The sequence below is a fragment of the Kaistia soli DSM 19436 genome (assembly GCF_900129325.1).
In the GTDB taxonomy this organism is placed as follows: domain Bacteria; phylum Pseudomonadota; class Alphaproteobacteria; order Rhizobiales; family Kaistiaceae; genus Kaistia; species Kaistia soli.
In genome coordinates this window covers 1,236,344-1,247,923 of record NZ_FQUP01000001.1, presented here as the reverse complement: position 1 = coordinate 1,247,923, position 11,580 = coordinate 1,236,344, and the positions used below count along the sequence as shown (strand labels likewise).

General features: G+C 60.3%; 18 protein-coding genes. 9 read left to right on the top strand and 9 right to left on the bottom strand.

Going from position 1 to position 11,580, the window contains the following annotated elements; genetic code table 11:
* The first annotated feature begins 221 nt into the window (after positions 1–221).
* Positions 222–719: a hypothetical protein gene (locus tag BUB39_RS06120; RefSeq protein WP_073052056.1), complete on the top strand. Its 498-nt coding sequence runs from the start codon at positions 222–224 to the stop codon at positions 717–719.
* A 66-nt stretch (positions 720–785) separates the two neighbouring features.
* Here BUB39_RS06120 and BUB39_RS06115 read toward each other — a convergent pair whose 3' ends face one another.
* The 8 genes from BUB39_RS06115 to BUB39_RS06075 all read right to left on the bottom strand — a co-directional run bounded on the left by BUB39_RS06115 (position 786) and on the right by BUB39_RS06075 (position 6,596).
* Positions 786–1,160 (bottom strand): HNH endonuclease, encoded by a 375-nt coding sequence (locus BUB39_RS06115; RefSeq protein WP_084527140.1) that lies wholly within the window; start codon positions 1,158–1,160, stop codon positions 786–788.
* Positions 1,161–1,325: 165 nt separating this feature from the next.
* Positions 1,326–2,051, bottom strand: coding sequence for a hypothetical protein (locus tag BUB39_RS06110; RefSeq protein WP_139251352.1), 726 nt, complete (start codon positions 2,049–2,051; stop codon positions 1,326–1,328).
* 197 nt (positions 2,052–2,248) lie between these two features.
* Entirely contained in the window at positions 2,249–2,689 is a 441-nt protein-coding gene (locus BUB39_RS06105; RefSeq protein ID WP_139251351.1) for a hypothetical protein, read from the bottom strand.
* Positions 2,690–2,957: 268 nt separating this feature from the next.
* Complete coding sequence (locus BUB39_RS06100; RefSeq protein WP_073052051.1) at positions 2,958–3,605, bottom strand: hypothetical protein; 648 nt, start codon at positions 3,603–3,605, stop codon at positions 2,958–2,960.
* A complete protein-coding gene (locus BUB39_RS06095) occupies positions 3,602–4,570 on the bottom strand; it encodes a hypothetical protein (protein WP_139251350.1) in 969 nt (322 codons plus the stop codon). Before BUB39_RS06095 ends, BUB39_RS06100 begins: the two co-directional genes overlap by 4 nt.
* A 229-nt stretch (positions 4,571–4,799) precedes the next feature.
* Positions 4,800–5,573: a hypothetical protein gene (locus BUB39_RS06085; protein WP_073052048.1), complete on the bottom strand. Its 774-nt coding sequence runs from the start codon at positions 5,571–5,573 to the stop codon at positions 4,800–4,802.
* Positions 5,570–6,271, bottom strand: a complete 702-nt coding sequence (locus BUB39_RS06080) for a ribonuclease H family protein (RefSeq protein ID WP_210187035.1) — start codon at positions 6,269–6,271, stop codon at positions 5,570–5,572. Before BUB39_RS06080 ends, BUB39_RS06085 begins: the two co-directional genes overlap by 4 nt.
* A 73-nt stretch (positions 6,272–6,344) precedes the next feature.
* The gene (locus tag BUB39_RS06075) at positions 6,345–6,596 is read right to left on the bottom strand and encodes a transcriptional regulator (RefSeq protein ID WP_073052047.1); all 252 of its coding nucleotides are present in this window, start codon (positions 6,594–6,596) and stop codon (positions 6,345–6,347) included.
* 42 nt (positions 6,597–6,638) lie between these two features.
* Between BUB39_RS06075 and BUB39_RS06070 the strand changes: the two genes are divergently transcribed.
* Genes BUB39_RS06070 through BUB39_RS06060 form a run of 3 tightly spaced genes read left to right on the top strand, consistent with a single transcriptional unit; the run spans position 6,639 to position 8,956 of the window.
* On the top strand, positions 6,639–7,376 hold the full coding sequence (locus BUB39_RS06070) for a helix-turn-helix domain-containing protein (protein ID WP_139251349.1): 738 nt from the start codon (positions 6,639–6,641) through the stop codon (positions 7,374–7,376).
* Positions 7,377–7,436: 60 nt separating this feature from the next.
* Positions 7,437–7,886, top strand: coding sequence for a hypothetical protein (locus BUB39_RS06065; RefSeq protein ID WP_073052044.1), 450 nt, complete (start codon positions 7,437–7,439; stop codon positions 7,884–7,886).
* Positions 7,883–8,956: a DUF3102 domain-containing protein gene (locus BUB39_RS06060; RefSeq protein WP_073052043.1), complete on the top strand. Its 1,074-nt coding sequence runs from the start codon at positions 7,883–7,885 to the stop codon at positions 8,954–8,956. The genes BUB39_RS06065 and BUB39_RS06060 overlap by 4 nt, the downstream gene beginning before the upstream one ends.
* Before the next feature lie 13 nt (positions 8,957–8,969).
* On the opposite strand, the gene BUB39_RS06055 is transcribed toward BUB39_RS06060, so the two are convergent.
* Entirely contained in the window at positions 8,970–9,500 is a 531-nt protein-coding gene (locus BUB39_RS06055; protein ID WP_175561753.1) for a hypothetical protein, read from the bottom strand.
* Between the two features lie 227 nt (positions 9,501–9,727).
* Here BUB39_RS06055 and BUB39_RS25430 point away from each other — a divergent pair, with 227 nt between their 5' ends.
* From BUB39_RS25430 to BUB39_RS25425, 5 genes are all read left to right on the top strand, one after another.
* Positions 9,728–9,868 carry a hypothetical protein gene (locus BUB39_RS25430; RefSeq protein WP_175561751.1) on the top strand — a complete coding sequence of 47 codons (141 nt, stop codon included), beginning with the start codon at positions 9,728–9,730 and terminating at the stop codon, positions 9,866–9,868.
* 137 nt (positions 9,869–10,005) lie between these two features.
* On the top strand, positions 10,006–10,683 hold the full coding sequence (locus tag BUB39_RS06050) for a hypothetical protein (RefSeq protein ID WP_073052040.1): 678 nt from the start codon (positions 10,006–10,008) through the stop codon (positions 10,681–10,683).
* On the top strand, positions 10,680–10,898 hold the full coding sequence (locus BUB39_RS06045) for a hypothetical protein (protein ID WP_073052039.1): 219 nt from the start codon (positions 10,680–10,682) through the stop codon (positions 10,896–10,898). The genes BUB39_RS06050 and BUB39_RS06045 overlap by 4 nt, the downstream gene beginning before the upstream one ends.
* Positions 10,895–11,155 carry a hypothetical protein gene (locus tag BUB39_RS06040; protein ID WP_073052038.1) on the top strand — a complete coding sequence of 87 codons (261 nt, stop codon included), beginning with the start codon at positions 10,895–10,897 and terminating at the stop codon, positions 11,153–11,155. Before BUB39_RS06045 ends, BUB39_RS06040 begins: the two co-directional genes overlap by 4 nt.
* The gene (locus BUB39_RS25425; RefSeq protein WP_175561750.1) at positions 11,152–11,325 is read left to right on the top strand and encodes a hypothetical protein; all 174 of its coding nucleotides are present in this window, start codon (positions 11,152–11,154) and stop codon (positions 11,323–11,325) included. Before BUB39_RS06040 ends, BUB39_RS25425 begins: the two co-directional genes overlap by 4 nt.
* The last annotated feature ends 255 nt before the right edge of the window (positions 11,326–11,580 follow it).

Here is an 11,580-nt window from a genome sequence, read left to right as displayed (position 1 = left end):
GATGGCGATCATCCCCCCATTCCAAAAATCGTTGCAGTGCGGATGGACCGGGGGCGCGGGTGCACGGTAGGGCCGCCCCTGACTTTAGACCCACCCTCCCCAAAGCAAGCCTGACAGTGAAGGGAGGGTCGTCCAAATTGCACGCTTTAGTTGCCGCTGCATTGGAGTAAAATTCGCACCCGAAGGACGTTAGGAGTGTCCTCAAACGGGGGAGAACAGCAATGAAGGTGGTCTCGATAGGGATGCTAATTGCAGCTACGGCCCTACAGGGGTGCGCCGGCCTACAATTTAATCCCGAGCCGAAAGATGGGGCCCTCAACTACTTCGACGGGAAACCTTACCTCTTCACGTCGACGAATAAGGATTGTGTCTCGACGGCAACCGTCGTGATGATTCCATCCGAGCGCCGGTCTGTTAATTTGAAGTCCGGGTACGGCTCGGCCGATCTTTCTGTGGCGCTATCCAACGGGATGATAGCGAGCGTGGGTCAGAAGACGGACACAAAGATACCCGAGACGATCACAGCAGTCTCCGGCGCCATCACTTCAGTTGGCAGCTTGGTCAGGCCCCTTGCCGCGAATGGCGGAAGCGGCAAAGTCGTGATCTGCAAACCCGCAGCCATGTTGTTTCCAATCATGAATGGGGTCCCGGATATGCAACACGGCCTGAAGGTCGAAGTTTTGAAAGAGATTGTCGACCTAAACGCGGGTTCTCAATAGCGAGCTATTATCCCCTCCGTGTGACGGAGATCGAGACTTGCATGACGCGGGCGGGAACGCGGTTCACTAGCGCAGCCGATTCCAAGGATGTTCAGGGTCGACCGGCCGGCCATTCCCGTCGTGACCGAGCACGGTGCCACGTGTCTCCTCGATCTGGATCCGCTTGTCGTGGCAGCCCTTGCAGACGCTCTCCAGATTGGAGAGGTCGAAGAAGAGCGCCCGGTCGCCCTTGTGCGGGATGATATGGTGGACGGTAGGCGTATGGCGATCGCGGGATTTACCTTGGACCAGCGTGCAGCGGCAGCGTTGGCAGGTGAACAGGTCGCGGCCCAGCGCTTCTGCGCGTAACGCCTTCCACACCGGCGAGGCATAGAATGCACGGTAGACTTTAGCCTCGGCGGAGCGAAGATGACAGTCTACGCCCTCTCTGCGGCTCCTCATGGCCGCAGAGATTAAGCTACAGGCCAAAAGGCGGGATTGACGGTGATCATCAAGTGCCACGCGGCGATAGACCCGACCATCGCAAATAAGTCTGCGAATTGGTTGCGGATCTGAACCAACGTCAAACAGGATTAGCCGCTATTATCAAACTGGTCATTATTTGGCCTATCTCTTTTCAACCTCCATACCATCATAGTATTTCTTAATCTTGGTAGCTATGCGAAAGCCAAATTCCGTCAACGAATAAGAAAAAAATGATTGACTGTCGCGTAATATAACTATTCCAGTGAAAATTATAGATCCAAACAATGCCGCCCACTTAAAGATCTGAACGAAACGTGCAACGTCATCATAATATACTGTTGCACTATTCTGAAAGAACGGCAAAATTTCTGAAAGAACAAAAAGTGCGGCTGTATTAGAGATGAGTGCAAGAACAACATAAGCTCTCACCCGGGACCTATGAGCTTTGAGGAATTCTCTCGTTGCCAGCCCGAGAGACCTAAGCCGCGATCCGATATCTGCATCGTACAAAAAGTCAGAGAGCATATCCATCATTGCATGAACTTCTTCGGGATTCAGGTTTCTGACTATCCCAAGAATTCGCTTATCGTCCTCGTTTAGGATCTCGTCGAGAGCGGCCCTCCAAGCGGCCGCCATGAGTTGATCAACATCAGGGTCGATATCGGAAGCTTCTCTGGCCCAGTCGACAAGCCGCTCTGTCTTCTTTCTAGTCAGCTCATCAGGATCAATCTTGACCCCAGCATCTTCGACGCTATCAACGTGCGAATCGATATTCGAACGATCTTTGATCGTGAAGGCCTGACGGGTAAACTGTGCGAACATTTCTCCAATAACGGCGCTGGCCGGAAGGAGCAATGCTCTTGTCACTTCGTCGGCTGCGCCAGGCGGTGGCGGCGCATAGGTCGACGTAGATTGGACCACATCTCGGCCCGCCGACGCTTGCACGATGCCATCGCCGGCTAAGGCGTTGTCATAAGATTGAAGGTTGAGCTGAGGACTGCCTATGTCGGCTGTCGATCTCGACTGGCTTCCGGGGACCGATAGCTCCTGCTCGGGCCCCGCGGCTACTTTCCCGATTGAGGTTCCCTACCAACGTCAACAAAGCGCACGTCCTCTTTTGCAGTCCACCGTTTCCCCCGAATAGCGCCTGTGCGTTGGGCAACAATGTTCTTTCCCGCATCAACAAAGTCTATGTTGATTCCTGCAGAGCGTAAATCTGACGTGGGCGCGTTCTTGAGCGCGTCAAGCAACTCCTCCAACTTACCAAGCACACCCGGATCGTCTATAATGCCGGGCTTACTGGCAATTTCGTTTCGAGCAGCGGCTTGGTAGGTGGCGTCGCCCGGGTTCTGCTCTAGTAGTGGCACGGAGACGAACTTGTAGCTCGCAATCAAGACAGCCTTCAGAGCTGAATAGGCATCTTTGACCGCCATACTGGCGGTCTCTGAAGCCGCTAAAGTAGCACCGGCCACCAACGCGGATACAATCGCAGAAATCGGGTCCATTATTGCCCCCCATAGCCATACAGCTGTCGCGAGCATTAGCATATCTTGCTATCGAAAACACCCTCGTTCCAACACGGAAGAGCGTCATCGTAGAAGGCGTTCGCTGGACAGATGGGGCAGCATAGCGGGGCCTCGCGGCCGGTGGTTGGCGGCGACGCGACGAATGTCCGGCCTGCGAGCGAAGCCCGCTCAACGAGAGTGCTTGTCGCTCTGTTTCAGAACCCAATTCCTAGGAATGAACTCCCATTAGCCTTGACTGTACGGCATGTCAAGTGTCGCCGGCGTCGTAGAAGCCGGCTGACTGGGCCGTGCCGAAGCCGACGCGACCACGCTCGATCTTGCCGGTCACGCCGCTGGGTTCCGGCCTCGCGCCTTCGGCCATCTTGCTCCGGGTCCTCCCGGATCCTCCTCCAGCGGCCTTGTCGGCGATGTGCCAGGCGTCGGCGAGGGTATCAAGACCTTTGCGCAGCCGCTCGCCCGCAACGCGCCTCGCAATTTCCGGTGCACCCGACCCGGCAACTTCGGCAATGCTGTGCCCCTCGCCGACGACCAATCTCACGATGCGCCCGTCCTCAACGCCTAGCAGACGCGCCGCATCGTTCAGTGTTTCGCCCGCAGCGATCTTCGCTTCTGACAGCGTCGTGCGCGTGGCACCTCCGGAACGCTCGCCCATGGTGCCGCCGCCGGCAGATGCGGCGACGTCATAGGCGGCGCGATAGACTTCGGCCGCACGCAGTTGGCGATCATCGATCTGCCGACGAGCATGCATTGCCGTGACGGCGTCGACGACGCGCTGCACGCGGTCATGGCCAAGACCGTACGGGCTTTCGACCTTGGCCGAACGCATTGGCCGCATCTCGGCGCGCGTCTTCGCCTTCGGCTTTGCTTTGGCCTCCGATTTCCGGACCTTCCTCATGCCGCTTCGGTCTCCGCACAGGCGCACGGCTCGCAGGACGTGGCCGCCTGGGCCCCGGTAAAAAGCTGATCGCAATGTCGGCAGCGCCGCGAGAAGCGTCCCGGCTGCCATCCGCCGAAGGCAGGGCGGGGTTCGCGCCCGTCGACAGTCGGCGCACCGTGGCGGGAGGGAGGTGCACCCGCGGCTTGCTCGCTGCCGGCGCGCCGCTTCTTCGCCGCCTTGAACCAGACGCTCGCCAGCGCGCGCCACCGTGGAATTCGGTGCGTCTCAGCGAATGCTTTGGCTTCCCGGTCCGCTGCGCCGGTGCCGTTCATCGATCGGATCGTCGACGGCGCAGCTTCGACGTCGAGGGCGGCGAAGTCCGGCTCCGTCAGCAGCAGGTGCAGCGCCTTGATATGGTCCGTGCGGATTGGCGCCAACCCGGCATCGACCAGGATAGCCAAGACCTGCCGCGCCCGGTCCCGGCCGGCCTCTGCGATCAGAGCACCGAGAGCCGCGACGGCAAGCGTGTCCCGCGGCTTGAACAGGCCGGCCCCGGGCGAGCCGTGCAGGATCTTCGCACCGGCTTCGCGCGCCACCTCGGCGATTGCAACAGCCTGTTTGTCGCCCGCCGCCACCGCCGCATGGTGCAGCTGCGCCGTGGTGACAGCGATGCGGTCGCGATTGATGCCAATGAAGGCCTTGGCCCGATCCTCCACCTCCGGGGCGGTAACTATCTGGACAGGGATCACGCTAATTCCTGGATGCGTCACGGCCGCAATGCTCGTGTGCTGGCCGTCGATGAGCTCGAGACCGGCCTCCGTCAGGACGGCTGTCGGCGGCTTGAACTTGGCCCAATCCCATTCGCCAACCATGCGCCGGATCAGAGCCAGGCCGGCGGGCGACATATCGCGCTGATACTGCTCGTCGACCAGCAGGATCGACGGATCAACGAGTTCGAAGATCGGTTCGGCCGTTGCGGACATGCCCGGAGAGAATTCCTCAGGCAGGTCGATGGCGGCTATTCGGCGATGGCTCATGCTCGCTTCCTCCACGGGATTATGCAGGGGTTGGGATAGTGCGGCTGCTCCATGTGCCGCTCGCGCCACATGCGCTTTGCGAGCCCCTTTATGATCGTGAAGATTTGCGCAGTCGGTCTCTGGTCTGCCCAATCGAAGAGATCGAGCTGCCGCGGATCTGGCTCTGCGGTCGGCTTCATGATGCTACCTTGCGCTGTTGCGCCACGATCGCCGGGGTCAGCCGGCCGGCAATCAGCAGCTTGCGCATTCCCACCAGGAGGTTCGGCGAGAGCTGGCACCCGTCGAACAGGTCGGCAAGTTGTTGCTCGAGGTCATCCACGGTCTGAGGAGGCGGATATGGGACGTGCTGGCTGCCGTCGCCTGGCTCTCGCGTATCCTCTATCCTGATAGAGCCTTCCTGTTCAGAGAGAGAATCTTCCAGGTATTCTTCTAGGTAATTGGGTGCAGAATCTTCACTCACGTACGTGAGATTTCTGCACTCACAGGCAGCCTGCGTACGTGAACTATCTTCACTCACAGGATCGGGCGTTGTGAGTGAACTATCTTCACTCACATGATGGCGCCGCCTGAGACGCTGGCTCTCCTGCCGCTCGGCCTCGATCTCGCGCAGCTTCTCCCTGGCCTCCAACTGGTGATCCAGCACCAGGTTCTCGCGAGGCTTTCTGAAGCGATATCTCGCCACGCCAGTGCGGCTCTTGGCGGCCTCCTCGAGGTAGCCAAGCTTGATCAGGAGGCGCCGCGTGTCGATGAGATGACGCCTGCTGAGGCCGGTGGCGACCTGAAGATCGATGAGGGACCGATAGACGGCATCCCTCTCAAAGTCCTTGATAAAGCCGAGATAGGCCCTCACCACCTTGAGCGCCGCAGGCGGGCAAAGCGGATCGGCGTTGACGATGTCCTCGAACTCGAATTTCCGGGTGGCGAGCGATGTTGCGTTGTCCTCGCTCATGCACCCTCCCGACCCAAGGTCGCGAGCTGATCAGCAAGCTCGTTGCCGTGATTGCCATCGTGTCCTCGCACCCACGACCAATACGGCCCAAGAAGATCGGAATTCGTGATCAGCTTCAGCCATAGGGCGGCGTTCTTCAGCTTGCTTTCGGACGGGTTATCGAGAAGCCCCTTCCGCTTCCATCCGGTGGCCCATTTGGTCACGCCATCGATGACGTACCGGCTATCGCTGTGAATGCTGATCCGGGCCGGCGGCAGGATGCGCAGGGCCACAATCGCTGCCGTCATCTCCATCCTGTTGTTCGTCGTGCGCGGGTCGCCGCCATAGAGGCTCAGGGCTGTGAAGCCCTCGACCAGCACGACGACGCCCCAGCCGCCAGCGCCTGGGTTGGGCGAGCAGCCGCCGTCGGTGAAGACCTCAATGTCGGCTCCGACGTGATCGGCAAGCAGCGACCGAGCTCGCATGATGTCCTCATCGGACCTCACATGCAGTCGCCGCACCTCGCCAGCGACTGGCGCCTTGATGACGTTAACTGGTCCGAACGCTGCCGCAGCGGCTGCCGCCTCGGCACTCAGTGCCTCCCTACGCGTCGACGCCCGCCGGGGGCGCGGATGAGACAGAAAGGCAAACCCGCCGCCGAACGGAGTCTGTAATTCCGGCTTCGGCCGCTTCGCAAGATCCCAACGCATCTTGGTCATGCGGCGCCTCTATCGCTAGCAGGACTTTTTTCGAAGGCCCACACACCGTTTGGACAGTCGAGATAGATCGATGTCATTGGGGCTGGACCTTATGGATGTCGGATTGACCCAACTCCACGAAGCGTTCCCGTTGGGCCGGATAGATATCCGGACGCAAGACGTGGCGGGGCACCCCCGTCACGCGCTCAACGGCCAGCACCCTGCCTGACGGGATGCACTTCCATTGAGAAACGGCTTGAAGGGAGATTCCAAGCTGTTCCGCCAGCGCCTTGGCGCTGCCGACAGCCTGGATCGCGAGGGAAATTGCCGGGGGTTTTTTGCTCATTCTTGATATCAAGCAGAAATTAAGCACGAATTCAAGTGAAACTTGATATCGGCTGATGAAGCGGCGCTTTATGCTGCCGCCATGACCGATGAAAAGAAAACCTTGGGCGACCGCCTCCGAGAGGCCCGCCAATTTGCCGGCTTGTCGCAGCAGGTCGTCGCGGATCGGCTGAACATCAGTGTTCAGTCCGTTTCGCAATGGGAGACTGGGCGGACCAGGCCGGCAATGGATCGCATGATGCTCTTGTCTGAGCTCTATGCTGTCGACTACGAGTGGCTCGTCAACGGCGGAGCCGAAAAGCGCGTTCCGAAGGGGCGAGAATTTGATATCGAACCCTACCGAAGACGTGTCGCCAAGATGATTGACTGGTTAGAACTCAAGTCGTTCGGTCAGTGGGGTCGGGAAACACCAACATCGGAGATCGATGATACTACAGTGTTGGCGCAACGAGACGGAATAGGGGATTTGTTCGCCCTTTCTGTTGCGGACAAGAGCAATTCGCCCGACTATATTATCGGAGATTTGGTTATCGGGGACACTGGCATAACAGCAGAGCCGGGCGACATGGTGTTCTTCAGGGGCCTAGACCATCCCCTTCCTCGTTTGCGGCAGCTTCGGATGCTGCGCCGATCGAAGGAGGGTGACCTTCTCGCCGATCTGGTGCCTTGCAATCCCGATTTTCTGACCGAGACGATTTCGCTTGATGACAGTTACGACCGGATTATCGGAGTGCTGGTCGAGCATCGGAGATTCCGAGGGGGTCAGACGAATATCAAGTGACGCTTGACGAAGAGATCAAGTCGTGCTTGAATTGCTCCGTTCTCATGCGGCGGAGCTTCAATGAATATCCTGGCAAGTCACTCTTCGAACGGCGGCGTCTCAGCTCCGCGGTCTCGGCACCTTGAGGCTATTCGCGAAGCCGGCAAGGCCGACCGTGCTGCTCTGACCGAAGCCATTCAAGCGTTCGTCGAATATATCGACGGCAACGGCGAGGGTGCGAGCCGGCCCGATCTCGCCTATGTCAACATGACGCGCACGATCTACGCGCCTTTTGGCCTGAATGTGAAGGCGCGCGAGGCAAAGGAGATCCCTGACGATTCGCGCGACACCTTTAGCGCCACGGAACTGAGCTTCCTGCAGGTAGCGGAACGCACGGCGGCCGAAGTGATCCTCGCCGGAATCGCCGCGTCATGGACCCGCGCCGAGATTAAGGCGAGGGTCAAGGAGATGGCAGAGCAGTTCGCCGTTCAGCTCGACGCCCTTCGCAAACTCCGGGGAGGCGCACGGTGAACCAGGTCGCGACCTTCGACTATCACTCGCTCGGGCTGGACGATACGGGAAGCATTCGCGAGGCCGCGGCGCGCATCCGGCTTCGGATGCAGCGTTCGGCATCCGACATAATCGAAATTGGCCGGGACCTGCACTTCGTGAAGGCCGAGCTCGGCCATGGGAAGTTTCTCGCATGGATCGAAGCTGAGTTTGGCATGAGCAGGCAGAGTGCCGAGCGCTTCATGGCGGTGGCGGATCGGTTCGGCGCCAAAATGCTCACGCTGGGCAATTTGCCTGTTACCGCTCTCTACGAACTCGCAGCGCCCTCAACTCCCGACGATGTCGTCGAGGACGTGCTTGCTCGCGCCGGTGAAGGAGATCCGACATCAGCTGTCGAGATCAAGCGGCTCAAAAAGGAGCTGGCCAAGACACTCGGCGACGCCGCTGAAGCAGAGGCGAGAGCGGCTCGTGCAACTGGAACGGCTGAGAGGGCGCGCGCCGATGCTCAGCAGGCTTGGGCCGACATGGCCAGCTTTAAGAAGCAGGCAGAGGCCCTGGCGGAGAACGCCGAGCTCGTGCGCGTGCAAGCGCGCGCGGAAGCCGAGGTCGCAGCGAAGGCGGAAATCGAACGACTAGCCGGCGAGATCGAGAAGGTAAGGGCTGAAGCCGCGGCTGCCGCCGAAGCGCAGGGCGCCGCCGCCGCGCGGGCTGCGTTGGCCGAAGTCGCTGAGGACGTCCGCGAGGCGCGCCGCAAAGAAGCGGAGGCGAAGGCCAGCGCCGATCGACTGCGCGGTATCGAGGAGGCCCTGCGGAAATCTGTCGAGACGCACAGAGCATTTCTCAGCGCGCAGGAGAACTCCGACGTCGAGGCCCGCAATCTCCTTGATCAGCTCGGCGACTTCGACCAGACCATGACCCGACTGGCAGTTGTCATCGAGGGACTGGAGTACCAGCACAGCGGCAAGGTCGCTGGCATCGCCCATGGTGTAGCCGAACGCTGCGGCCGGCTGGCTCAGATGATCGCCTCGATTGGCAGCGCACGCATGACGTTCGATGCCGACGTCACCGATTTGGATGGCGCGAAGTCATGATCACCAGGCCAATTCACTCGCGTGTCGTATCGTCTGTCGTTCGAGCCTCGATCGCCTCGTTTGAATCCTCGTCCAGTTGCAGTGCGCGACGGGAGTTCTTTCGGGCCTGTTGGCGCTCCCCACGTTCCCGCTCCTCAATTTCTTCGATGCGGCGAACAAACGACATAAATTCGGCAGGCCTCGCACCCATCTGCTTGGCGGATGCAATGTCCCCGATGCCACGGGCTATTAACAGCACTTCAAGTTGGCTGTCGACCGCTAAACACGCCGCAGCCAATTCCTTCAAACTATCCAGGATATGTCGCTCTGTGGCCGCGCCAGCGCCCTCGAATTTGAGTCTGTTCGGTTCGACCTGCTCCGGGTCGACGAGAGCGCGGACCAGACCGGAGAACGCGTCCGCCAACGCGAGGCGGCTCTCGAAGAGTACATGCCTGTCAACCGCAATACCCGTCTCGCACAGCCGGCGGACCGCTTCCGCTCTCGTTCTGATGCGGTTGGCGAACATCCAGTCATCAATCGCCTGTACCTCGGACGCCGACATCATGATCGGTATCCGCTGATCTCTCGGCTCATCTTTGGGCTCGTCAGTCATGCGGCGCAACATACGCTACAGGCACAGATAGCACAAGCAGCGCTGAATCGTCGTTGACTAGCACAACTGGCACAACTAGCATCATCGTTAACGGCACATGAAGTGCCACTGGCACAAGGTAACCACGGATGAATGATCCCCGCGCTGAGGATGTTAGATCCGAACGAATCGCGCTTCACATGAGCCAGAGCGAGGTGAAGGCGGTCGACGACATCCGGTTCGCCCGTCGGCTGAACAGCCGTGCCGAGGCGATCCGGTTCCTGATCGACGAGGGGATGAAGAGCGTTGCCGCGTCGTCTGCCCCCGAAGCGGGGACATGAACCGGCCGCGAGCAAGCAGGCAGGATGATTTCGAGTTTGGCGGGCGCCATCCGGCACTGCTGAGGGGTGCGGCGACGGGGCAGTGATCTTGGCGGAACAAGCCCCGTCGTCGCCGGCACCAACGGGAGAACCCGAAGATGACAAGGCAGGAAGATAGTACGTCGGCCTCGCCGGCGAAAGAGGGCGCATGCGCCGACGCCGCGACGGCACTTCAGTCTCTGGTGGAGCTCGGCGAAAGGCTTGGAGCGATACTGCCAGCTTATCGGCAGGCTGAGGCGGATATGAGTGCCGTGAACGCAAGCCGCAGCCGGTTTATCAGCGCGATGAGACCTGCGGCGCTTACCGCATTGCCTGCTGATCGCCGCCTGTTCAATCCGGGGTTGACCCCGGAGTTGGGCAGGCCATACAGCGATTATGCGATTGACCGCCTGGTGTCCGCTGCCGTCGGCGGTAGACCGAATCTCACGGACGAAGTGCGCAAGCGGGTCGAGGAACTGGCGTTCGCCCGCGACGGTTGGCGGAGGGCTTTTACAGCCTTCGAGCTCGACAACGGGCATGACGTCGTCGAGAGGGGTTACGACGCGGCCGCCGACGAGTATTTCGGCCTGCTAGACGACATTGCAACCCAGCCCGCAGTGACGCTGGATGACTTCCGGGTCAAGGCAAGAGCCTGGGCTTCGATCGCGGCCGCGGACGATCCCATTCGACATTGGGCAGACGAAGATGGCACCAGCACCGCCTCTACCATCCTGGGATCGCTTATCTCAAGCCTGATCGGCGAGATCGTGGCGCAGCCTGAGGGCGGTGCGGCATGACTCAGGCCACGCTCGACGACATCAGCAGCGATGCTGGACACCTCTATCATTTGCTCGACACGATGGTCGACATGGTCCTGGAGGAAGCGGGCGCCGGCGGTCAAGGCGAATGGCCTCGACTGTCGGCTCTGCTTTGGGTTGCTCGTGACCTCGGCGAGAAGGTCCGTGACGACCTCGAGGCGCTGCCCCCAAAGCAGAAGGGGGGTGCCACATGAACCGGGCCGCCGACTATATCGCCGCCGTCGAAGCCGAAGGCCATTCACTCCTACTCGTTCGAGGCGGATGGACGGATGGCAGGGATGCCATCTACACGAACTTCTACCCGCGCGGCTTCGACGTCGATCTCGATCGCCCATTCGACCGTGAAGCTGCCGACGCAGTGATGCGGCTCACCGGCTCGCTACGGCCTCGCACCGAAGCCGAGAAGCAGGATCTCCGTGATGAACTGATCAGACGGGGCATGGTGGCATGAACCATATCCTGCACGCCATGACGCTCATCATTGCCGGCCGGCGGTTCGCCCGCTTCCCGGTAGGCAAGGGCAGCCTTGCCCAGGTGCTCGTCGCCAATCACTTTCGAGCAGCCGAGATTCTCGGATATCGACGAGGCTCGCTGGTGGTAGGGCAGCATGGCACAGGCTAAAGACGTCTTGCCCCGATCTCTGGCGCCAAGGGGGCTGAACCGAGCCGAAGCAGCCGCCTATGTCGGCGTCTCCCCCACCCTGTTCGACGAGATGGTCAAAGATGGACGCATGCCCGGACCGAAGCGCGTTAACGCTCGGACCATTTGGGATCTGCGCAGGCTTGACCAGTGCTTTGATGCGCTCCCTGATGAAAACGCCCGCGACGATCCATGGGGGAGCGTGCGGGCGTAGGAGCGCATGGCTATGGCAAGAGA

Excerpts from the sequence above, each read along its gene's own strand:
- BUB39_RS06120 (WP_073052056.1), top strand. The coding sequence starts at position 222 with ATGAAGGTGGTCTCGATAGGGATGCTAATTGCAGCTACGGCCCTACAG.
- BUB39_RS06115 (WP_084527140.1), bottom strand. The coding sequence starts at position 1,160 with ATGAGGAGCCGCAGAGAGGGCGTAGACTGTCATCTTCGCTCCGCCGAG.
- BUB39_RS06105 (WP_139251351.1), bottom strand. The coding sequence starts at position 2,689 with ATGGACCCGATTTCTGCGATTGTATCCGCGTTGGTGGCCGGTGCTACT.
- BUB39_RS06100 (WP_073052051.1), bottom strand. The coding sequence starts at position 3,605 with ATGAGGAAGGTCCGGAAATCGGAGGCCAAAGCAAAGCCGAAGGCGAAG.
- BUB39_RS06095 (WP_139251350.1), bottom strand. The coding sequence starts at position 4,570 with ATGTCCGCAACGGCCGAACCGATCTTCGAACTCGTTGATCCGTCGATC.
- BUB39_RS06085 (WP_073052048.1), bottom strand. The coding sequence starts at position 5,573 with ATGAGCGAGGACAACGCAACATCGCTCGCCACCCGGAAATTCGAGTTC.
- BUB39_RS06080 (WP_210187035.1), bottom strand. The coding sequence starts at position 6,271 with ATGACCAAGATGCGTTGGGATCTTGCGAAGCGGCCGAAGCCGGAATTA.
- BUB39_RS06075 (WP_073052047.1), bottom strand. The coding sequence starts at position 6,596 with ATGAGCAAAAAACCCCCGGCAATTTCCCTCGCGATCCAGGCTGTCGGC.
- BUB39_RS06065 (WP_073052044.1), top strand. The coding sequence starts at position 7,437 with ATGAATATCCTGGCAAGTCACTCTTCGAACGGCGGCGTCTCAGCTCCG.
- BUB39_RS06055 (WP_175561753.1), bottom strand. The coding sequence starts at position 9,500 with ATGATGTCGGCGTCCGAGGTACAGGCGATTGATGACTGGATGTTCGCC.
- BUB39_RS25430 (WP_175561751.1), top strand. The coding sequence starts at position 9,728 with ATGAGCCAGAGCGAGGTGAAGGCGGTCGACGACATCCGGTTCGCCCGT.
- BUB39_RS06050 (WP_073052040.1), top strand. The coding sequence starts at position 10,006 with ATGACAAGGCAGGAAGATAGTACGTCGGCCTCGCCGGCGAAAGAGGGC.
- BUB39_RS06045 (WP_073052039.1), top strand. The coding sequence starts at position 10,680 with ATGACTCAGGCCACGCTCGACGACATCAGCAGCGATGCTGGACACCTC.
- BUB39_RS06040 (WP_073052038.1), top strand. The coding sequence starts at position 10,895 with ATGAACCGGGCCGCCGACTATATCGCCGCCGTCGAAGCCGAAGGCCAT.
- BUB39_RS25425 (WP_175561750.1), top strand. The coding sequence starts at position 11,152 with ATGAACCATATCCTGCACGCCATGACGCTCATCATTGCCGGCCGGCGG.